14 protein-coding genes are annotated in these 20,682 nt (G+C 38.6%); 12 read left to right on the top strand and 2 right to left on the bottom strand.

Translation table 11 applies throughout. The annotated features are described in order from the left end of the window. The first annotated feature begins 2 nt into the window (after positions 1-2). The 4 genes from map to AC2117_RS05510 all read left to right on the top strand — a co-directional run bounded on the left by map (position 3) and on the right by AC2117_RS05510 (position 5,254). Positions 3-827: a type I methionyl aminopeptidase gene (gene map / locus AC2117_RS05525; protein ID WP_042897223.1), complete on the top strand. Its 825-nt coding sequence runs from the start codon at positions 3-5 to the stop codon at positions 825-827. Positions 828-1,033: 206 nt separating this feature from the next. Next, positions 1,034-2,107, top strand: a complete 1,074-nt coding sequence (locus tag AC2117_RS05520; RefSeq protein WP_042897225.1) for an OmpW/AlkL family protein — start codon at positions 1,034-1,036, stop codon at positions 2,105-2,107. Positions 2,108-2,520: 413 nt separating this feature from the next. After that, positions 2,521-3,867 carry an MFS transporter gene (locus tag AC2117_RS05515; protein ID WP_133972468.1) on the top strand — a complete coding sequence of 449 codons (1,347 nt, stop codon included), beginning with the start codon at positions 2,521-2,523 and terminating at the stop codon, positions 3,865-3,867. Between the two features lie 172 nt (positions 3,868-4,039). Further along, positions 4,040-5,254 carry an MFS transporter gene (locus tag AC2117_RS05510; protein ID WP_133972466.1) on the top strand — a complete coding sequence of 405 codons (1,215 nt, stop codon included), beginning with the start codon at positions 4,040-4,042 and terminating at the stop codon, positions 5,252-5,254. A gap of 243 nt (positions 5,255-5,497) precedes the next feature. Here AC2117_RS05510 and sthA read toward each other — a convergent pair whose 3' ends face one another. Beyond that, positions 5,498-6,910, bottom strand: coding sequence for a Si-specific NAD(P)(+) transhydrogenase (gene sthA / locus AC2117_RS05505; RefSeq protein WP_017387960.1), 1,413 nt, complete (start codon positions 6,908-6,910; stop codon positions 5,498-5,500). A gap of 196 nt (positions 6,911-7,106) precedes the next feature. Here sthA and lipA point away from each other — a divergent pair, with 196 nt between their 5' ends. The 3 genes from lipA (at position 7,107) to AC2117_RS05490 (ending at position 11,354) form a co-directional block, all read left to right on the top strand. After that, positions 7,107-8,120, top strand: a complete 1,014-nt coding sequence (gene lipA, locus AC2117_RS05500) for a lipoyl synthase (RefSeq protein WP_004790988.1) — start codon at positions 7,107-7,109, stop codon at positions 8,118-8,120. A 281-nt stretch (positions 8,121-8,401) separates the two neighbouring features. After that, entirely contained in the window at positions 8,402-10,864 is a 2,463-nt protein-coding gene (locus tag AC2117_RS05495; protein WP_133972464.1) for an acyl-CoA dehydrogenase, read from the top strand. Positions 10,865-10,970: 106 nt separating this feature from the next. Beyond that, on the top strand, positions 10,971-11,354 hold the full coding sequence (locus AC2117_RS05490) for a carboxymuconolactone decarboxylase family protein (protein ID WP_133972462.1): 384 nt from the start codon (positions 10,971-10,973) through the stop codon (positions 11,352-11,354). A gap of 38 nt (positions 11,355-11,392) precedes the next feature. Here the strand turns inward: AC2117_RS05490 and AC2117_RS05485 are convergent, their stop codons facing one another. After that, a complete protein-coding gene (locus tag AC2117_RS05485) occupies positions 11,393-11,929 on the bottom strand; it encodes a cysteine peptidase family C39 domain-containing protein (protein WP_133972460.1) in 537 nt (178 codons plus the stop codon). A 222-nt stretch (positions 11,930-12,151) separates the two neighbouring features. Between AC2117_RS05485 and ahcY the strand changes: the two genes are divergently transcribed. From ahcY to AC2117_RS05460, 5 genes are all read left to right on the top strand, one after another. Then, positions 12,152-13,534: an adenosylhomocysteinase gene (gene ahcY, locus AC2117_RS05480; RefSeq protein ID WP_042897237.1), complete on the top strand. Its 1,383-nt coding sequence runs from the start codon at positions 12,152-12,154 to the stop codon at positions 13,532-13,534. A gap of 74 nt (positions 13,535-13,608) precedes the next feature. Further along, positions 13,609-14,445, top strand: a complete 837-nt coding sequence (metF, locus tag AC2117_RS05475; RefSeq protein ID WP_133972458.1) for a methylenetetrahydrofolate reductase [NAD(P)H] — start codon at positions 13,609-13,611, stop codon at positions 14,443-14,445. Positions 14,446-14,463: 18 nt separating this feature from the next. Then, positions 14,464-15,186 (top strand): 16S rRNA (uracil(1498)-N(3))-methyltransferase, encoded by a 723-nt coding sequence (locus AC2117_RS05470; protein WP_075431479.1) that lies wholly within the window; start codon positions 14,464-14,466, stop codon positions 15,184-15,186. 134 nt (positions 15,187-15,320) lie between these two features. Further along, positions 15,321-18,173 carry a putative bifunctional diguanylate cyclase/phosphodiesterase gene (locus AC2117_RS05465; protein WP_133972456.1) on the top strand — a complete coding sequence of 951 codons (2,853 nt, stop codon included), beginning with the start codon at positions 15,321-15,323 and terminating at the stop codon, positions 18,171-18,173. Between the two features lie 237 nt (positions 18,174-18,410). Next, positions 18,411-20,681: an NADP-dependent malic enzyme gene (locus AC2117_RS05460; RefSeq protein ID WP_042897242.1), complete on the top strand. Its 2,271-nt coding sequence runs from the start codon at positions 18,411-18,413 to the stop codon at positions 20,679-20,681. Position 20,682 lies beyond the last annotated feature (1 nt).

Genomic DNA, 20,682 nt, shown 5'->3' with positions numbered 1-20,682 from the left:
TCATGAACAGTACTTATACAGCTCCACGTCGATTAATTAAAACTCCAGATGAAATTGAAAAAATGCGCATTGCAGGACGACTGGCGGCTGAAGTTCTAGAGATGATCAAGCCCCATATTAAGGCAGGTGTAAGTACACTTGAACTTGATACTATTTGCCGCAATCACATTGAAAATGTGCAACATGCTATTCCTGCCTGTGTCGGCTATGGTGGAGCTCCTGGACGCCCTGCTTTTCAGCACTCTATTTGTACTTCGGTTAACCATGTTGTCTGTCATGGTATTCCTTCTGAAAATAAAACTTTAAAAAATGGCGATATTCTTAATATTGACGTAACTGTTATTAAAGATGGCTATCACGGCGATACAAATATGATGTATGTCGTCGGTGGCGAAACTTCTATTTTGGCTAATCGTCTATGTAAAGTTGCTCAAGAAGCAATGTATCGAGGGATGGCAACAGTTAGAGATGGTTCATATTTAGGTGATATCGGCCACGCAATCCAAAAATATGTAGAGTCAGAACGCTTTAGTGTAGTGCGAGAATATTGTGGCCACGGTATTGGAACTGTTTTCCATGATGAGCCTCAAGTATTACATTATGGTCAAGCTGGTACAGGAATGCGTCTGGAAGCAGGTATGACTTTTACCATTGAACCTATGGTAAATGCAGGCGTATGGCAAACTAAACTATTAGGTGACAAATGGACTGTTGTAACGAAAGACCATAAACTTTCAGCTCAATATGAACATACTATTTTAGTGACTCAAACGGGCATTGAAGTTTTAACTGCGCGCCCTGAAGAAGACTTATCTCGCTTCAACTAATCATTTAATTACATTTAATAAAAGGCTACTTTATGTAGCCTTTTATTATTTATTATGTATTTTTAATTAACAAATATTGCCAAATATAAACAATTATTTCAAAAAAATTACAATTATTAATTTTTAATAAACAATCATTTTAATAAAACGCGGTATGGTTGGCTCAATAAAAATCAGTAAACAAATGCCGGACATGGAGTCCATTTATGATGAAAAAGTCATTATTTTGTATGACAGCTGCCTTTTTTGCTCTGCCAACAGTTACCTCCGCCGCATCTCCATATTTTAGCTTAAAAGATGGTGATGGCTTCAAACGTTTTTCAGTCTCTGCTGGTCCCTTATATGTCAAGCCCACAGGAAAAGCTCAACCTTTCAGAATTAATACTTCTGTTAAAGAGAATGAGAAATCTAAGGTTGGAGATATTAAAATCAAAACCATTCAGGACAATATTTCAGATGATAATAGTAATATTGTGCTTGAAAAACTTATTGATACTCTTGGTGGATTAGGTGCCGATGAAATTCCATCTTGGTTAAGCGGAACAGCTGAAGTTCGCGGTTTAAGTCAATGGGAGGCCGAGAATACTGGCTTAGAGGCGGATGATGTTACGACTTTAGGACTCATGAGCAATTACTTTTTTACAGATAACTTTTCATTGGAGTTAAAAGCTGGTATCCCCCCTAAAGTTGATTTACAAGGTAAAGGTAAAATTTATGCTCCTTTTTCAGCTACCGCTACACCAGCGGGAGGAATTGCTGGTTCTATGGAGCTTAATAATAATCTTTTCATTACAGACCTTGAAGGACATGGCAGCGCTGCTTCAGCACGCGCCTGGACACCTGCCTTTGAGTTTCAATACCATTTCGGCAAAACTGGTGTAAATAAATTTAGACCATATGTTGGTCTAGGTGTGATGTATGCCTATTTTAGCGAATTAGAAATGAACCCAGCGATTGAGAAAGATTTAGTCAATGCTGGTCATATGATCGTAAATATTAAAGATGGTAAAGCTGGGGCTGCTTTAGAAAGAAAAACTAGCACTGGTGACCCTAAAGTAGAACTGGAAGCATCTGATGCGATTGCACCTGTTGCGACCGCAGGCTTTACTTACGACTTTAATGACAAATGGTATGCCGTTGGCTCTGTCTCTTATGCCCATTTGAAAACAGATACGACCATTACAGTCAACGACGCTAAATACGGCGAATTAATCAATGCAAAAGCGGATATCGAAATTAACCCAATTCTAGGTTACGCCGGTATTGGTTATCGCTTCTAAACTCAGCTAGATATAAAGCTATAAAAACTTATGCACGTTTTTATAGCTTTCTTTCAATTTATTCCGCCTAGAAATTGCTTCTTTTTAAATCAAAATGCTAAAAAAATGAGCATTTTTTATAAAAACTATAGATAAACCAACCTTCTTACTCTCGTATTACTTCTCCTCCATTTTTCGTGATCTTTTTATTATTTTATATTCACAAACTAACTCAATAAAATTAGAAAGTAATTTTTCCTTTTTAGTAAAATTCATTTTTTGGCACGCCCTTTGCTTTATTCATTGCATGATGAATCAATGTTGATTCAATGAATACACCAAGACGGCCAACGATGTCCGCTCTGATCGGTCTGCAGATAGGCAATAAATTGCCCATGCAAATTAAAATTTCGTTCAGTTCAGGGGGACGGCGTATGTCTTCAAATGTAAATCTAAATGCAAAAAAAGCAACTGAGATTAAATTATTCAGTTTTTCAACTCCAGCAATGCGTGCCTTCCACATGACATGGCTCGCTTTCTTTGTTTGTTTCTTCGCATGGTTTGCGTGTGCACCATTAATGCCCGTTATTAAAGGTGAATTTGGATTAACAAAAGATCAAATTGCCAATATTAATATTGCTGCCGTTGCTATTACGATTTTAGTTCGGCTTATTGTCGGACCACTCTGTGACAAATATGGCCCACGTATTACGTACACCACTCTCCTGTTAGTTGGCAGTATTCCAGTATTTGGTGTAGCTGCTGCCAATAGTTATGAATCTTTTCTGTTCTTTCGATTACTTATCGGTGCTATTGGTGCAAGCTTCGTAATTACTCAATATCATACAAGTGTAATGTTTGCTCCTAATATAGTCGGTACAGCAAACGCAGCTTCAGCTGGTTGGGGAAATGCTGGCGGTGGTGCAACACAAGCCTTAATGCCTTTATTGCTCGGTGCAATTGTGATGTTTGGTGTTGAACAAACTATGGGATGGCGCGTGGCACTAATCGTACCTGGCGTAATGATGGTTATTGTTGGCATTCTTTACTGGAAATTAACTCAAGATTGTCCTCAAGGAAACTTTAAAGAAGTTCGTGCACAAGGTATTGAGGTCGGTAGTGGTAAAAAAGGCGGTACGGCCATTTTAATGCAAGCCGCTCGTAACTATCGTGTCTGGATTTTATTTCTGGCATATGGTGCAAGTTTCGGTATTGAGATTTTTATCCATAACGTTGCAGCAATGTACTATGTTGATCAGTTTAAAATGGATTTAAAAACGGCTGGGTTAACTGCAGGAATCTTTGGTCTGCTGGCATTATTTGCTCGTGCTCTTGGCGGTATCATTTCCGATAAAGTTGCACTCAAGAAAGGATTAGATGGTCGCACGAAGGTACTTGTACTTATGATTGTAGGTGAGGGTCTATTCTTAATACTCTTCTCACAAATGAATGCTGTTGCGCTCGCAATTATCTCGATGACTATTTTTGCACTCTTTACACATATGGCGTGTGGAGCAACTTACGCACTCGTACCATTTATTGATCGTAATGCATTAGGTGGTGTGGCAGGAATTATTGGTGCAGGTGGCAATGTTGGTGCCGTCGCAGCAGGTTTCCTACTTAAAGGCTTACTTGATGTTCAAACTTGCTTGTTTATTTTAGGGGGGCTGGTTATGGTCGCAGGCTGTAGCGTAATTTTAATTCGCTTCACAACCGAACATAAAGAAAAGGAACAAGTTCTTTTTGAACAAGCATTACTTGAACGTAATTCCGCAGCTTAATTCTTATAAGAAGCAGAGATCAAAATGATTTCTGCTTCTTTAATTTTCTCATCATAAAATACGACCCTTACGAACTTTTTAATTCTTCTTAAATATTCTTTCCAGACATATCGATATTACTCGATATATCTTCTACAATAAATGATCACATTATTATAATTTTCCATTAATCATGACTAAAACTGGCAATCACTTTTCCCAGCCCCTCATTTATATGTTGATTGGAAGTGCAATTATTTTGGCACTTTCTTTAGGCGTTAGGCATGGTTTTGGACTTTATCTCGTACCGATGAGCCACGAATTTGGCTGGGGCCAACATGTTTTTAGTCTCGCGATTGCCATGCAAAACCTGATCTGGGGAGTCGTTCAACCTTTTACAGGCGCAATTGCAGACAAATATGGCAGTAAAATTGTGGTTGCGGTTGGCGGACTCCTTTATACCCTTGGCCTACTCTTAATGGCCTTTAGTTCAAACGTATTAATCTTAAATTTAAGTCTGGGGCTGATTATTGGTATAGCTTTATCAGCGACTTCTTTTACAGTCTTACTCAGTGCAGTAGGTCGAGCTGCTCCACCAGAAAAAAGAAGTATGGCAATGGGGATTGCAAGTGCAGCTGGTTCTTTTGGTCAGTTTATTATGCTGCCATCTACCCTTCTCTTACTCAAAAATGTCGGATGGTCAGCAGCCTTAATGGTGAGTGCGTTGTTAATTGCTCTTATTATTCCGCTAGCATGGATGTTAAAAGGGCCTAGCAATCAAACGCCAAAAGCAATTACACAGCCTCAGTTCACATTTAAACAAGTTCTTAACATTGCCAAAAGACATAAGCCCTTCTGGTGGTTAGCTTTAGGCTTTTTAGTGTGTGGATTCCAAGTCGTCTTCTTGGGTGTGCATTTACCCGGCTATTTAATTGATCACGGATTTGATGCAACTACTGGTACTGTATTCCTCGCTTTAATTGGCCTATTCAATATTGTGGGAACCTATGGCGCGGGTTGGTTAGGCGACCGCTTTTCAAAACCTAAATTATTAATGGCGCTTTACGGTAGCCGTGGCATCGCGATCATTGCTTTTTTATTATTACCGTTAAGCACTTATACGGTATATGCTTTTGGGGTCATTATGGGCCTTTTATGGCTCTCTACAGTTCCGCTCACAAATGGCATTGTGGCAAATATGTTTGGGGTAAAATATCTATCGATGCTGAGTGGTATTGTATTTTTCACTCATCAAGTTGGTTCTTTCTTTGGTGGCTGGCTTGGCGGCGTTAACCATGACTTAACAGGTAATTACAATGCGATTTGGTTATGTTCTATAGCCTTAAGTATACTAGGGGTAATCGTACATTTCTTTGTGAATGAGGATGCCGTTATCCATGACGCATAATGCCTTACTTTTGAAAACAATTATGATTGCACTAATAGGCAGTTTTTTAGTTCTCTCTATTATTCTATGGAAGCAGACACCTGATTTGTTTGAATATTTTAACCAAGCATTTTGTGCTCACTAGAATATAAAGTATATAAATAAATCTCTAAAACTGTCATAAAAATATAAAAATCGTATGATCTAATGAAAAGAAAAAAGCCCGCAGATTTGCGGGCTCTTTTCTTAAAAACTTATTTAAAATCAAAATAAGCGATTCATACCGTTGAGCGCAGCTACGCGATATGCTTCAGCCATTGTTGGATAGTTAAATGTCGTTTCAACAAAATATTTCAAGGTATTGTTTGGGCTGTGCATAACTGCTTGCCCAATGTGGATAATTTCAGCAGCGTTATTACCAAAACAGTGAATACCTAAAATTTCCATAGTGTCACGATGGAAAAGAATCTTTAACTCGCCTACCGTATCACCTGTAATTTGTGCACGAGCTAAATGACGGAAAGAAGCTTGACCCACTTCATACGGAATTTTCTCTTCCGTTAATTCCTGTTCATTTTTACCAATTGATGAGATTTCCGGAATGGTATAAATACCTGTAGGAATATCACGTACTGGTTTAGCATCTTCACCACTCATGTTTGCGCCAGCACAGCGCCCTTGGTCATAAGCAGCCGAAGCTAGTGAAGGCCAACCAATAACGTCACCAGCAGCATAGATGTTTTCAACTTCAGTCTGGTATTGATCATTTACTGAAAGTTGACCACGGTTGTTTGGAACTAATCCAACGTTCTCAAGACCTAAGCCTTCTGTATTACCTGAACGACCATTACACCAAAGAATCGCATCGGCTTTAATCTTTTTACCACTTTGTAAATGTAGAACAACGTGATCATCAAACGTTTCAAGATGGTCCATTTGTTCATTGTGGCGAATCAATACACCTTGTTCGCGTAAGTGATAAGACAAAGCATCAGCAATTTCATCATCTAAATAGCTTAATAGTTTTTGCTGTGTGTTAATCAAGTCAACTTTATGATCTAAACCAATAAAGATTGAGGCATATTCACAGCCAATAACACCAGCGCCATAAATGATGATTTTTTGAATTGAGTAATCAAGATCAAGAATTTTATCTGAATCGAATACGCGAGGATGGTCAAAATCAAGACCTTGTGGATGATAAGGACGGCTACCTGTCGCAATCACAACCTGTTTACAGATAATCGTTTCTTTAATGCCTTCATGACTGAAAACTAAAACTGTATTTTTATCTTGAATATATGCCCGCCCGTGGAAGACACCAATCTTGTTACGGTCATAAAAACGTGTATGTGTATCAACTTGTTGTTGAATCACTTTATGAGCATTACGCAACACCTGTTTCATGGTGAACTGTTTCCATTCACCTACTTTTTGAAACATTGGATCACGTTGATAGCGAATAATACTAGAAACTGTTTGACGTAATGCTTTACTTGGAATTGTCCCTACGTGGGCACAGTTACCACCAAGTTGATCACGCACATCTACAATTGCAACACGCTTACCCGCTTTTGCAAGCTTCATTGCCGCGCCTTCACCTGCAGGTCCAGAACCGAGAACTACCGCATCGTATTTAACGAAATTCCCACTAACGACCTCTTTTTTACGTGGCATTGAAAGCTCCTTCCTCTCTTGAATGACCATATTTTATAATAGATTATGACTAATATGCGGTGAATTTATGTATTTCTCAACCCTATATTTCTGAATAACCACATTTATTATATGAATAGTTATTTTCCGCTATTAACTGAAGAACTTCGCTATAATACAATGTCAATGTCTCTATAAACGAGTGGAAAAGTTAAATATGTCAGAACACCGTAAACCTGAACAGGGTGTAAAACTTCGTGGCGCAGAAAAAGTCGCAAGAATTCCTGTAAAAGTTGTACCTACGGTTGAAGTGCCGCGTAAACCTGACTGGATTCGTGTCAAGATGACGGCACCAGAAGAAGTTCAGCGTATTAAAACGACTTTACGTGCTCAAAAACTCCATACCGTTTGTGAAGAAGCAGCTTGTCCTAACCTCCCAGAATGTTTTGGTGGCGGTACGGCAACATTCATGATTATGGGCGATATTTGTACACGTCGTTGCCCTTTCTGTGATGTTGCACATGGTCGTCCAAATGCCTTAGATGCTGACGAACCTCGTCACATGGCGGAAACCATTTCCAATCTGAAACTCAAGTACGCAGTAATTACTTCGGTTGACCGTGATGACTTGCTTGACGGCGGTGCACAACATTTTGTGGACTGTATTAAAGAAGCTCGTGCGCTTAGCCCGACTACATTGCTTGAAATTTTAGTACCTGACTTCCGTGGACGTATGGATATTGCTTTACGCATTATGACCGAATGTCCGCCAGACGTATTTAACCATAACATTGAAACTGTACCTCGCTTATATAAAGCAATGCGTCCAGGTTCAGACTATCAACATTCTTTAACCTTACTTAAAATGTTTAAAGAATATTGTCCAGACATTCCAACAAAATGTGGTTTGATGGTTGGTATTGGTGAAACTGAAGAAGAAGTCATTGCATTACTTGATGATTTACGCGCTCACGATGTTGACTATGTCACTATTGGTCAATATTTACAGCCTTCTAAGCAACACGCGCCAATTGACCGCTTTGTAACGCCAGAAGAGTTTGAACGTTATGCAGAGCATGGCCGCAAACTTGGCTTTAGAAATATTTGGTCTGCGCCAATGGTTCGTTCAAGTTACTTTGCTGACCGTCAATACCATGGTGAGCCAGTACCAGAAGTTCGTCGTAAAGTAGATCCAGCTAAAAAAATTGCTGTTCAAACCGTCGAAGCTTAATAAATTAAATATCTATAAAAGCCCTCTAACACAGAGGGCTTTTTATTTGTATAAGAAAATCAATAACATTTCTTGACAAATCAATAAAATAACGCCTTACACTTTCACTCAAAAATATCTTATACCTAAAAGTACGATATATCCCTGCTCTAGCATATACATCAATATTTGCGACATAAAAACTCAAATTTAAACAGCAACTAAACAGCTAGTTAAGCCTTAAATATCTCCTCGCTTTTGTAACGTCATCCACCTGAGGGCTTATCTAGTAAGGAGCAAGTATGATTTTCCTACTCTTTATATTAAGTATTATTATTCAGCTTATTGCAGTATGGGCAATTTTCTATTTTAACTTAAATAAAGTTCTTGGTAGCGGTGTGGCCATTATTATTGCCATACTTTCGGCATTCTTGCTAACACCGTGGTCTCTGCTTTTAGGTATTCCAATTATTGCGCTCAGCATCATTATTTTAGTTGAACCATTACGGTTTAACCTGATTACCAAGCCTGCTTATAAGACTTTAGCGAATTCAATGCCGAGCATTAGTACCACAGAACAAGAGGCTTTAGAGGCTGGTACCAGTTGGTGGGAAAAAGAGTTATTTATGGGAGCACCTGATTGGTCTCAATTTGAAAAGTATCCCTACCCAACGTTGTCAGAAGAAGAGCAAAGTTTCATTGATAATGAAGTTGAATTGCTTTGTAGCATGCTAAATGAATGGGAAATTCATCATCACTTAAAAGATCTCCCTCCTGAAGTTTGGCAATTTATTAAAGATAAAGGTTTTTTAGGCCTCATTATTCCGAAATCGTTTGGTGGTAAAGAATTTAGCTCATTCGCACAAAGTCGCATTATGAGCAAAATTGCTTCACGCTCACTCACCACCGCGGTGAGTTGTATGGTTCCAAACTCGTTGGGACCGGGTGAGCTGCTCATGCATTACGGTACAGATGCACAAAAGCAGCAGTATCTGCCCGGCCTTGCCAAAGGTGAAGAAATTCCTTGCTTTGGTTTAACCAGTCCAGAAGCAGGTTCAGATGCAGGTGCCATTCCAGATTCAGGCGTTGTTTGTTACGGCGAATATGAAGGTGCTCAAGTTCTTGGCCTGCGCATGAATTTCTCTAAACGCTGGATTACGCTTGCCCCAATTGCCACAGTCGTAGGTCTTGCATTTAAACTGTATGACCCTGAAGGATTACTCGGCGATAAGAATAAAACCGAATACGGTATTACCTGTGCATTAATTCCTGCAAGCCATGCAGGCGTAAAAATAGGAGCACGTCATTTCCCAGGTTCTCCATTTATGAATGGAACCGTAGAAGGAGAAGATGTTTTTATTCCAATTGACTGGATTATTGGTGGGCAAGAAAATGCCGGTAAAGGCTGGCGAATGCTGATGGAGTGCTTAGGCGTTGGCCGTGGTATTTCCCTTCCAGCCCTAGCAACCGCTGCAGGTGAAATGAGCTATTTAACTGTGGGAGCTTTTGCGAAAATTCGCCAGCAATTTAATATCTCTGTTGGTAAATTTGAAGGTGTCCAAGAAGCGACCAGTGAAATTGCAAGTGATGCTTATATGCTTGAAGCATTCCGTTATTTAGTTACGTGTGGTCTAAATCAAGGGGGAACACCCGCCGTGATGACTGCCATGGCAAAATACTATGCAACTGAAACGATGCGTAAAGTGGTTAATCACGGAATGGATATTGCCGGAGGACGTGCAATTCAACTTGGACCACGCAACTTCCTTGCACTTACCTATCAAGCTATTCCAATTGCAATTACAGTCGAAGGCGCAAATATTTTAACTCGTTCATTGATGATTTTTGGTCAAGGTTCAATGCGTTGTCATCCTTATCTTTTTGAAGAGTTACAACTACTTCAGTCAGAAGATAAAAGCACTTCAGTTAAAAAATTCGATGACCTGTTATTTAAACATTTAGCCTATACCTTTAACCGCGGAGCAAAATCATTTGCTTATGGTTGGACAGGTGGCTCAAGCGATGCTCCGCAGTCAGTAGATCAATTTACTGCCATTTACTATAAAACAATTAACCGTTTTAGCGCCAATTTTGCTTTGGTTGCAGATATGTCACTTGGCTTACTTGCCGGAGACTTAAAACGCAAAGAAATGTTGTCAGGTCGTTTGGCCGATATTCATGCCCACCTCTTTATTTCTACTGCGATTTTAAAATTTTATGAAGCTGGTCAAAAGACTGAAGCTGAACAACTTCACGCTAAATTAGCTCTGCAAAAAGCTTTCTTGAATATTCAGGAAGCATTTTGGGGTTTATTTGAAAACTTCCCAGCTAAACTTCCCGCAGCATTTGTGAAATGGATCTGTTTCCCTTTTGGTCGTGTGATTTCGAAACCCGATGATGAGTTAAAAAAGCAAGTTGCTGAACTCATGATGCAAGAGCATCCTTTTAGAGAACAACTCAAACATCACGTATTTTATTCAACCAAAGCCGATGATGTGACTGGTCGTTTAGAACATGCATTCCAAATTTTACGAACCCTTGAACCACTTTGGGATAAGTTTAAAAAAGCTGAATCTAAAGGGAAATTTAAAGGACTTACTTTCGAAGAGAATATTGAACACGCTACAAAAGAAGGTTTCATTTCTGAAAGCGAAGCTCAACAATTATTGCAATACAACGCAATTCGATTCGACAGCATGCTTACAGATGTTTTTGATGAAAATTTAGATAAAGATCTTCCTTTATCGAACCCTCATCAAATTTAGTGACTGATGCCTCCACTAATTCACTATTGCAATCACTTTTGATTCGCATTAATTAATAAACAGCCATAAAAGCGTCAATCGACGCTTTTATTTTTAGGAGAAATTAATGTCTAAGCAAGATTACGAAAATGGATTAAAAGTTCGCACCGAAGTGATGGGAGAGACTTTTGTAAAACGTGCGCAAGACAATACTGTTCCGTTTACCCAGCCATTGCAAGACTGGATTAATGAACATGCATGGGGTTCAACTTGGCAACGTGAAGGCGTATTACCGCGCAAATATCGTTCATTAATTACTTTGGCAATGTTAACTGCACTTAAGTCACCAACTGAACTCAAAGGACATGTTCGTGGTGCGCTCAACAATGGCTGTACAGTTGAAGAAATTCAAGAAACGTTATTACATAGCCTGCCATATTGCGGTGCGCCTGCTACACAAGAGGCTTTTCGTGCTGCTTTAGAAATAATTCAAGAATATCAACAAAAATAACTTTAATATGAGCCAGCACTCTACTGGCTCTTTTTTATCTAATTTAATTTGATTGAATGCATCTGAAAATTACGATCATCAATCACGATAGCCTGACGACAAATGCCTTCCACTTGACGTTGCTTTTCAAAGACTGCCGCTGACATCGGTTCAAAACTATCAAAAAAGCAGATTTCATTTTGATCTATAGAATATACAAGTGACTGGTTCCCCACTCCTGCTAAAGTGTCGTAATAGACAATGACCATTTTTCCATTTTGAATTGCAGCTTGAATATCCTGATAGCTTAACGCTGGGCTCGTTGGTATTTTCAATACATTTGCTTCTTTATAACTCATGCGCTCGCTTGGGCTAATATTTGGATCTTTATCCGAATAAAATGACACATCAAACCCAAATTTCTTTAAAGCAACAGCCAAGGCAATTGTATAGGTGCCGTCTTCATCGTATCGACAAATTTGAATAAGCTCGGAAATATCAATTTGAACCCCATGATGCCGAAGTACCATCCAAACCGCAAAAACACCGCTATTCGCTTCGAGGTTTGCCAAAGATTCGGGAATATTTAAGGCCATAATTTAAATCTAAAGTCGTAATTAAGCAGATAATAAACAAAACTGGATTGGCACTAAAAGCTTTTCCAAGTACAATGTTTCGCTAGTCGAGGGATGCTGCGACAAGTGATCGGCACTAAAGATCAATTTGCCAGGCTCGACAATCGGTTAAACACTCGTTTTAACCAACAACGGCATCCGCGAACAGAACGATCCATACTATTTTTTCCCTAGGAGATCCTGATGAACGCGGTTAATGCTTCATTTACAGATTACAAAGTTGCTGACATCTCACTTGCTGACTACGGTCGTAAAGAAATCAAACTTGCTGAAGCAGAAATGCCAGCTTTAATTGGTTTACGTAAACGTTATGCAGCGTCTAAACCACTCGCTGGTGCAAAAATCCTTGGTTGTATTCATATGACCATTCAAACAGCGGTTCTTATTGAAACGCTTATTGAATTAGGTGCTGAAGTTCGTTGGACTTCATGTAACATTTTCTCAACTCAAGACCATGCTGCTGCTGCAATTGCTGCTCGCGGTATTCCAGTTTTTGCTTGGAAAGGTGAAACTGAAGAAGAATATATGTGGTGCCTTGAACAACAAGTTAATGTTAATGGTCAACCTTGGGATGCCAACATGATCTTGGATGACGGCGGTGACTTAACTGCTCTTGTTCATGACAAATATCCAGCTCTTTTAGAACGCATTCATGGTATTACTGAAGAAACCACAACAGGTGTTCAACGTCTTATCGAAATGTGGAAAGACGGTTCTTTGAAAGTACCTGCAATCAACGTAAATGACTCAGTTACTAAGTCTAAAAACGACAACAAATATGGTTGCCGTCACTCATTAAATGATGCAATCAAACGCGCAACTGACATGCTTTTGTCTGGTCGCCGTGCGCTTGTGATCGGTTATGGTGATGTTGGTAAAGGTTCTGCTCAATCTTTACGTCAAGAAGGCATGATCGTTCGTGTAACTGAAGTTGACCCAATTTGTGCAATGCAAGCATGTATGGACGGCTATGAAGTTGTATCTCCATACAAAAATGGCGTACAAACAGGCAAAAAAGAAGATATTAACCAAGACTTACTTGGCAACACTGACCTTGTTGTAACTACTACTGGTAACTACCACGTATGTGATGCTGCAATGTTAGATAGCTTAAAAGCTGGTGCAGTTGTATGTAACATCGGTCACTTCGACACGGAAATTGATACTGCTTACTTACGTGGTTACAAGTGGGTTGAAGTTAAGCCACAAGTTCACCAAGTTTATCGTTCTGAAGATGAAAATAACTACCTCATTCTTCTTTCTGAAGGTCGCCTTGTAAACCTAGGTAATGCAACTGGTCACCCATCACGCGTGATGGACGGTTCTTTTGCTAACCAAGTGTTAGGTCAAATTCACTTATTCCAAGAGAAATTTGCTGACCTTCCTGCAAACGAAAAAACTGCAAAAATTCGTGTAGAAGTTCTTCCTAAGAAACTTGACGAAGAAGTTGCTGCGGCAATGGTTGCAGGTTTTGGTGGTGTACTTACTCAATTAACTCAAGAGCAAGCTGGCTATTTAGGTGTTGCTGTTGAGGGACCATTCAAGTCTGACGCTTACAAATACTAAGAACTTAAGGGCAGACGGTGAACCGACTGCCCTTTTTTCTAAAAATATTGTTTCGCTGTTTACAAGGATTTGACATGACTAAACGGATACCCATTTCTTTTGAGTTTTTCCCACCGAAAACTGATGCCGGTGCTGAAAAACTTCGTATTGTTCATCAAGAATTACAACCCTTAAATCCAGATTTCTTCTCGATTACCTATGGTGCTGGTGGTTCTACTCGTGAACGTACTCTTGCTGCTATTGACGATTTCAATGGCAAAGGTACACCAGTTGCTCCTCACCTTTCTTGTATTGGTGATGATAAAGCGCGTATTGCTGAGCTACTCGACCTCTATAAAGCGCAAGGCATTAACCGTATTGTCGCTCTACGAGGTGATTTGCCTTCTGGCCAAGTCGGACTGGGCGAACTTCCGTATGCTCAGGATTTAGTACGCTTCATTCGTCAGCATTCAGGTGATCATTTTCATATTGAAGTTGCAGCTTATCCAGAAATGCATCCTCAAGCTGAGAACCTTGATTCAGATATCCAACGTTTTATTGAAAAAGTACAAGCTGGCGCTAATGCAGGAATTACTCAATTCTTCTTTAATCCAGACTCATACTTTTATTTCATGGAGCGCTTAGAAAAAGCTGGAGTTTATATTCCGGTGGCTCCTGGCATCATGCCTATTACCAATGCCAGCAACTTAATTCGTTTTGCTGATGGTACTGGTGCAGAAATTCCTCGCTGGATTCGTAAACAATTACAAGCCTATGGTGATGACAGTGAGAGTATTAAAGCTTTTGGTCATGAAGTTGTTGTTAAACTATGTGAACGCCTGATTACAGGTGGTGCACCAAGCTTACATTTCTATTCAATGAATCAAGTCGAACCAACTCGTCAACTCGTCGTTGATCTTGGTTTAAATTAATTTTGTAAGGCGTACCCAATGAATCGTTTTTTTATCGAAACTGAACTTACAGTTGGTTCAACAATTCAACTAACTGAATCAGTATTTCATCATTGGGTGCGTGTTTTACGTGCACAATTACAAGAACAAGCTATTCTCTTTAATGGTCAAGGTGGTGAATATCTCGCGACACTGACCGAAATTAATAAAAAAAATGCATTTATCACGATTGAGAATTTTAACCCCAATAACCGCAGCGCTCCATTTAAAGCTATTCTTGGTCAGGTCATGAGTAAAGGTGACCGAATGGATTATGCCATTCAGAAAGCAACTGAACTTGGGGTAAGTCAAATTCAATTGCTTACAAGCGACCGCTGTGAAATGCGCTTAAAGTATGACCGAGATCAAAAAAAATTAGATCATTGGCAAGCTGTAGCAATTGCAGCTTGTGAACAATGTGGTCTTAACATCGTTCCAGAAGTGTTAGCGCCCATTTCTCTAAGTGAATGGCTAAGCTCTACTCAACTGCCCGCTTCAAAATTTGTTTTAGCCCCAGAAAAAGAACAAAAAGATGTATTAGCTGGTATACAACCTGAACTTGCCTTATTGATTGGACCAGAAGGCGGTTTAAGCGAAAATGAAATTACTCAAGCGAATCAAGCTGGTTTTATGAACTGGTGTATTGGTGACCGTGTTTTACGTACAGAAACTGCGCCTGTCGTTGCTTTATCAATTTTAAATTATCGGTTTTTATCCACCTAAGTTCATTGAACATTGATTAAATCGCTATTTAAAGTTAATTTACTTTTGTTGTATGAATAAAATTTCAAATTCTTTATTACTGATAAATCAGATTCTTTCTGTATATATGTAAAAAAATAGGATAGAAAAATCTTATGTCTGGGCTTCAGGAAGAATATTTACAGCATCAAATAAAAATTGAGCAGCTAAAACTTTCAATTCAACATATACGCTGGTATTTAATTAGCTTAATACTACTCTGTCTAATTTCATATGCTATTTTTGCGTATTATTTTTCAACTGCAATAACAATATTTACTTGGTCTATCGGCGTTACCGTCTTAACTCTTATTTGTTTATTATTTACTCCAAACATCTTACCGCACTACCGTACGACTAATTTTATAAAAAAAACAGATCTTATCCTGCAAGGTACTTGTTTCATTTCAGGTATTTTACTTGGGATAAACATTATAATTATTCATTTTTATCTTCCGCCCGAGTTAGTTTCAGTACCAGATACGCATATTTTAATTGCGTTGTTTATCACGTCAGCTCATATCATTGGTCTTACTTTTCTTACTCAACAGCCTCGATATTTTTATTTTCTGTTTATCCCAAGTACATTGCCCTTATTAATGGCTCAATTCACACACACACCTATTACTCAACTACCTTTTTATTTCGCATACAACTTTGCTTTTGTAGCAACGGTCTTTTGTGCTTACGCAACTCAACGTAACTATCAAAAGATCTCTCAACTATTATTTAAAAATAAACAGCTTGTTCAAATTTCAGATCAGCACACTCAGTGGGCTGAAGAGTTATGTGTACAGCTTCAACAAGAAGTGAATAAATCTAAAGATATTGAAGCACAGCTTCAGTTTAATAACCATTTGCTTGAACAAAAGGTACGTGAACGCACTTACGATCTCACCAAAATGAATGAGCAACTCGAAAACCATCACTACAATTTAGCTTTTGCACATGAAACGGCAGGCATTCGGCCTTGGGACTGGGATATTGAAAATCAAAAATTAGAAATTACGTTTTTCGATCAACAAAAGCAAACACAGACGACCGTTATTCATCTCAATAGCATTTTAGACCGCGTACATCCAAGTGATAAAAAACTTTTTGAAGAACGTTTAAAGCAACATCTGGAAGGAACTACAGATCATTTTAATATTAATTTCAGAATTTTACGTCGAGACGGTTCATGGCGATGGATTCAGGATGTGGGTCGTGTCATTACGAGAGATTCCAAAACACAAAAAGCGCTTCGAATGGTTGGTATGACCCGAGACATACATCAAGAGAAAAAAGATCAAGAACACTTACGACTATCGGCAATTGTGCTTGAACAAGCGGCGGAAGGCATATTTATCTTAGATGAGCACCTGAACTATATTGATATTAATCCTTACTATGAAAAATTAACCGGATTTTCTAAAACAGAACTTCTAAATAAAGAATTGTTTAGCATTACAATTAATCAAAAAGAACTCCAACAACAATTTCATACCTCAATTACCCAGCAGCTCCTCGAAACTGGAGAATATATGGGCCAATTTGATGAAAAGTTTAGTTCTGGTAAAAGTGTATATTTGTGGTTGCACATCAATGTAGTCAAAGATGAGTTCAATCAAATTACTAATTATATTGGATTTGCACGTGATCTCACTGAGCAAAAACGTCAAGAACAGCATCTATCTTATTTGAAAAATTACGATAGTCTCACCCACTTGCCTAATCGCCTTTACTATTACAATCAACTACATCAATATCTTGTAAATCCTTCATATAACATTAAAAACTTAGCATTAATACGAGTAAACATTGACCGTTTTCGCGCCTTCAATGAGTTTTTAAATAATGATAGTGGTGATGAACTTCTTAAACAGTTTGCACAAAGATTACGCTTAATCAATATTAATGCAATTTTGGTTGCTTATTTAAATAGTGACGATTTCGCAATTATTTATGAAATTTCTCCAATTCATCCAAATATTGAGCAATATTGCCAAAATATCTTACAAGCACTTAACGCACCTTTTTATATTGATAATCACGAATATTTTATTACGGCATCTATCGGTGTTGCATGCTTTCCTGAGCATGGCCGACAAATTGATCATCTTAACAACCATGCAGAACAAGCACTTTCAGAAGCAAAACGCTTAGGAGGCAATACCATTTCTTACTATTGCAATAAAGCAGAACATCCATATAAAACTGCTGACTTAGAACAAGAGTTACGTAAGGCCATTCAAAATAATGAATTTGTCATTTATTACCAGCCCAAAATTAGTCTACAAGATCAATTAATTATAGGTTTTGAAGCATTAATTCGTTGGCAACATCCCGAAAAAGGATTAGTAATGCCTAATATGTTTATACCTTTTGCTGAGCGTAGTAGCCTGATTTCAGATATTGGCAAAGTCGTTTTAGATAAAGTTGGAAAACAATTACAAGAATGGAAAAACGCAGGCTACGCAAATATTCAAGTCTCTGTAAATATTGTTGCCCAGCAAATACATCGAGGCTTATTACTCAATGATATTGATGAAATTTTGCAGAAATATAATATACAAGGTGCAGATCTCGAACTTGAAATTACTGAGTCGGCTCTCTTAGATAATACTGATAACGTCAAAACGTTATTACATGCGATAAAACAACGAGATATTTCAATCGCCCTAGATGACTTTGGTACAGGCTATTCATCTTTAGCGTATCTGACAGAATACCCAATTGATGTATTAAAAATTGATCGCGCTTTTATTTCTAAAATCGGTGATCACAAACAAGAAGCGATTGTAAATGCCATGATTGCAATGGGTAAAAGTATGGGGCTTAAACTGGTTGCCGAAGGCGTAGAAACAGAGGAACAAGTTGCCTATCTACAAAAACAGCAATGTGATTTTTTACAAGGCTATTTCTTTAGTCGCCCTATCCCTGCTGAGCAGATTATTCCTTATCTACAAACAAATTCGCATATTTCTTAGTTGTTCAAACGGTCGATTTTTACATATGCTGCTTTTTCCAAAAATGAGCGTTTTTGACTGTGAGAAATAAAGAAGTAGTGTTATATTCTTTAGCATTTAGCTCACTACAGGGCTATTGGCAATTCGTCTACTATTCTCTTAATTGATAAAAATTAAAGCATAGTAAAAGAACCGAGTTGCCTTCCCCTGAATGAGTGATTTGACTAGTTTGCTTTTTTGTATCAAATAGAGACTCAGATGGACGATCAATCTTTAAAACAGGCCGCTTTAAATTACCATGAATATCCAAACCCAGGGAAAATCAGCGTCACCCCAAGTAAGCAACTTGTCAACCAACGAGATTTGGCTTTAGCCTACTCACCCGGAGTTGCTGCGCCATGTTTAGAGATTGAACGTGATCCTTCAACTGCTGCTAAATATACAGCACGCGGAAACTTGGTTGCTGTAGTCACTAACGGTACCGCTGTTCTTGGTTTAGGTAATATTGGCCCATTGGCTTCTAAACCTGTAATGGAAGGTAAAGGCGTTCTCTTCAAGAAGTTCGCTGGTGTTGACGTATTTGACATCGAAATTGCAGAAAACGATCCAGATAAAATCGTCGATATTGTTGCCTCTCTTGAGCCAACTTTCGGTGGTATCAACCTCGAAGACATTAAAGCGCCAGAATGTTTCTATATTGAAAAGAAACTTCGTGAACGCATGAAAATTCCTGTATTCCATGACGATCAACATGGTACAAGTATTATTGTAGGTTCAGCTTTGCTCAATGCATTGCAACTTGTAAATAAGAAAATTGATGAAATCAAAATCGTAGCTTCAGGTGCAGGTGCAGCAGCACTTTCATGTTTAGACTTGCTTTGTGCGCTTGGTGCTAAAAAAGAAAATATTATTGTTGCCGATTCTCGTGGTCTATTAACGACTTCTCGCGAAGGGCTTGATGAATCTAAAAAACGTTATGTTCAAGATATTACAGCATCTCAGCTTCATGAAGTAATGACTGGCGCTGATATGTTCTTGGGTCTTTCTGCTGCTGGTATTCTCACCAAAGAAATGGTGAAACAGATGGCTGAGAACCCTATTATTTTTGCTTTGGCAAACCCAGATCCAGAAATTTTACCTGAACATGCACATGAAGTACGCTCTGACGTCATTATGGCAACTGGTCGTTCTGACTATCCAAACCAAGTAAACAACGCATTATGTTTCCCATACATTTTCCGTGGTGCACTTGACGTTGGTGCAACTACCATTAATGAAGATATGAAAATTGCATGTGTACATGCAATTGCGCGTATGGCTCACATTGAAGCTGATGCAGCAACATATGGTGAAAAATCTGCTTCATTTGGTCGTGACTATTTAATTCCACGCCCACTTGATCAACGTTTAATTTTAGAAATTGCACCAGCGGTTGCTAAAGCTGCAATGGACTCAGGTGTAGCAACTCGTCCTATCGAAGATTTCGCTGTATATCGTCAAAAATTGTCTGAGTTTGTATATAACTCTGCATTCTTGATGAAACCAATTTTTGCTCAAGCAAAAGCTGATCCAAAGCGTATTGCATATGCGGAAGGTGAAGACGAACGTGTATTACGTGCAGTACAAATTGCTGTTGATGAAGATTTAGCTAAACCAATTTTAGTAGGTCGTACTGCTGTAATTGAAGCAAATATCAAAAAATTAGGCCTCCGTTTACAACATGGCGTAAATATTGAGATTGTTGATCAAGAACAAAATCCATTGTATGAAGAGTTCTGGAAAGACTACCATCAGACAATGCAACGCAAAGGTATCACTGTTGAATATGCTCAACGTGAAGCTCGTCGCCGTTCGACTTTAATCGCGGCTCTTCTCGTTAAGTTTGGCAAAGCAGATGGTATGTTATGTGGTACGTATAGTAGCTATAACATTCACCTTGACTTTGTACGCAATGTTATTGGCCTTAAAGAAGGCATGAACAACTTCTTCACATTAAATGCATTAATGCTTGAAGATCGTAACTTGTTTATCGCAGATACGTATGTAAACACTAACCCGACTGCTGAACAACTTGCTGAAATGACTATTTTGGCAGCTGAAGAAGTACGTCGCTTTGGTATTACTCCACGTGTAGCCCTGCTTTCTCATTCAAGTTTTGGTAGCGACCAAACCGATTCAAGCGCTCAAAAAATGCGTGAAGTTTACCGTATTTTATCTGAGCAAGCTCCTGAGCTTGAAGTTGAAGGTGAAATGCATGGTGATGCAGCATTAGACGAAAATATTCGTCAATTTGCGTTCCCAGGTTCGCGTTTTAAAGGTTCTGCAAACTTGCTCATTATGCCAAATCTAGATGCAGCAAATATTTCATTTAACTTGTTAAAAGCAACTTCTGGTAATAACGTTACTATTGGTCCAATTTTGCTTGGTGCAGCAAAACCTGTTCATATTTTGACACCGACAGCAACAACTCGTCGTCTTATCAATATGACTGCTTTAACTGTTGCTGAAATCCAGCAATTAGAAAAATAAT

The sequence above is a fragment of the Acinetobacter calcoaceticus genome (genome assembly GCF_900520355.1).
Lineage (GTDB): Bacteria > Pseudomonadota > Gammaproteobacteria > Pseudomonadales > Moraxellaceae > Acinetobacter > Acinetobacter calcoaceticus_C.
Note: the sequence above shows the minus strand (reverse complement) of the source record. Positions and strands in the feature narration are given on the sequence as shown.

What these genes read in the sequence shown, in the direction of transcription:
- map (WP_042897223.1), top strand. Translation starts at nt 3, where the DNA reads ATGAACAGTACTTATACAGCTCCACGTCGATTAATTAAAACTCCAGAT.
- AC2117_RS05520 (WP_042897225.1), top strand. Translation starts at nt 1,034, where the DNA reads ATGATGAAAAAGTCATTATTTTGTATGACAGCTGCCTTTTTTGCTCTG.
- AC2117_RS05515 (WP_133972468.1), top strand. Translation starts at nt 2,521, where the DNA reads ATGTCTTCAAATGTAAATCTAAATGCAAAAAAAGCAACTGAGATTAAA.
- AC2117_RS05510 (WP_133972466.1), top strand. Translation starts at nt 4,040, where the DNA reads ATGACTAAAACTGGCAATCACTTTTCCCAGCCCCTCATTTATATGTTG.
- sthA (WP_017387960.1), bottom strand. Translation starts at nt 6,910, where the DNA reads ATGCCACGTAAAAAAGAGGTCGTTAGTGGGAATTTCGTTAAATACGAT.
- lipA (WP_004790988.1), top strand. Translation starts at nt 7,107, where the DNA reads ATGTCAGAACACCGTAAACCTGAACAGGGTGTAAAACTTCGTGGCGCA.
- AC2117_RS05495 (WP_133972464.1), top strand. Translation starts at nt 8,402, where the DNA reads ATGATTTTCCTACTCTTTATATTAAGTATTATTATTCAGCTTATTGCA.
- AC2117_RS05490 (WP_133972462.1), top strand. Translation starts at nt 10,971, where the DNA reads ATGTCTAAGCAAGATTACGAAAATGGATTAAAAGTTCGCACCGAAGTG.
- AC2117_RS05485 (WP_133972460.1), bottom strand. Translation starts at nt 11,929, where the DNA reads ATGGCCTTAAATATTCCCGAATCTTTGGCAAACCTCGAAGCGAATAGC.
- ahcY (WP_042897237.1), top strand. Translation starts at nt 12,152, where the DNA reads ATGAACGCGGTTAATGCTTCATTTACAGATTACAAAGTTGCTGACATC.
- metF (WP_133972458.1), top strand. Translation starts at nt 13,609, where the DNA reads ATGACTAAACGGATACCCATTTCTTTTGAGTTTTTCCCACCGAAAACT.
- AC2117_RS05470 (WP_075431479.1), top strand. Translation starts at nt 14,464, where the DNA reads ATGAATCGTTTTTTTATCGAAACTGAACTTACAGTTGGTTCAACAATT.
- AC2117_RS05465 (WP_133972456.1), top strand. Translation starts at nt 15,321, where the DNA reads ATGTCTGGGCTTCAGGAAGAATATTTACAGCATCAAATAAAAATTGAG.
- AC2117_RS05460 (WP_042897242.1), top strand. Translation starts at nt 18,411, where the DNA reads ATGGACGATCAATCTTTAAAACAGGCCGCTTTAAATTACCATGAATAT.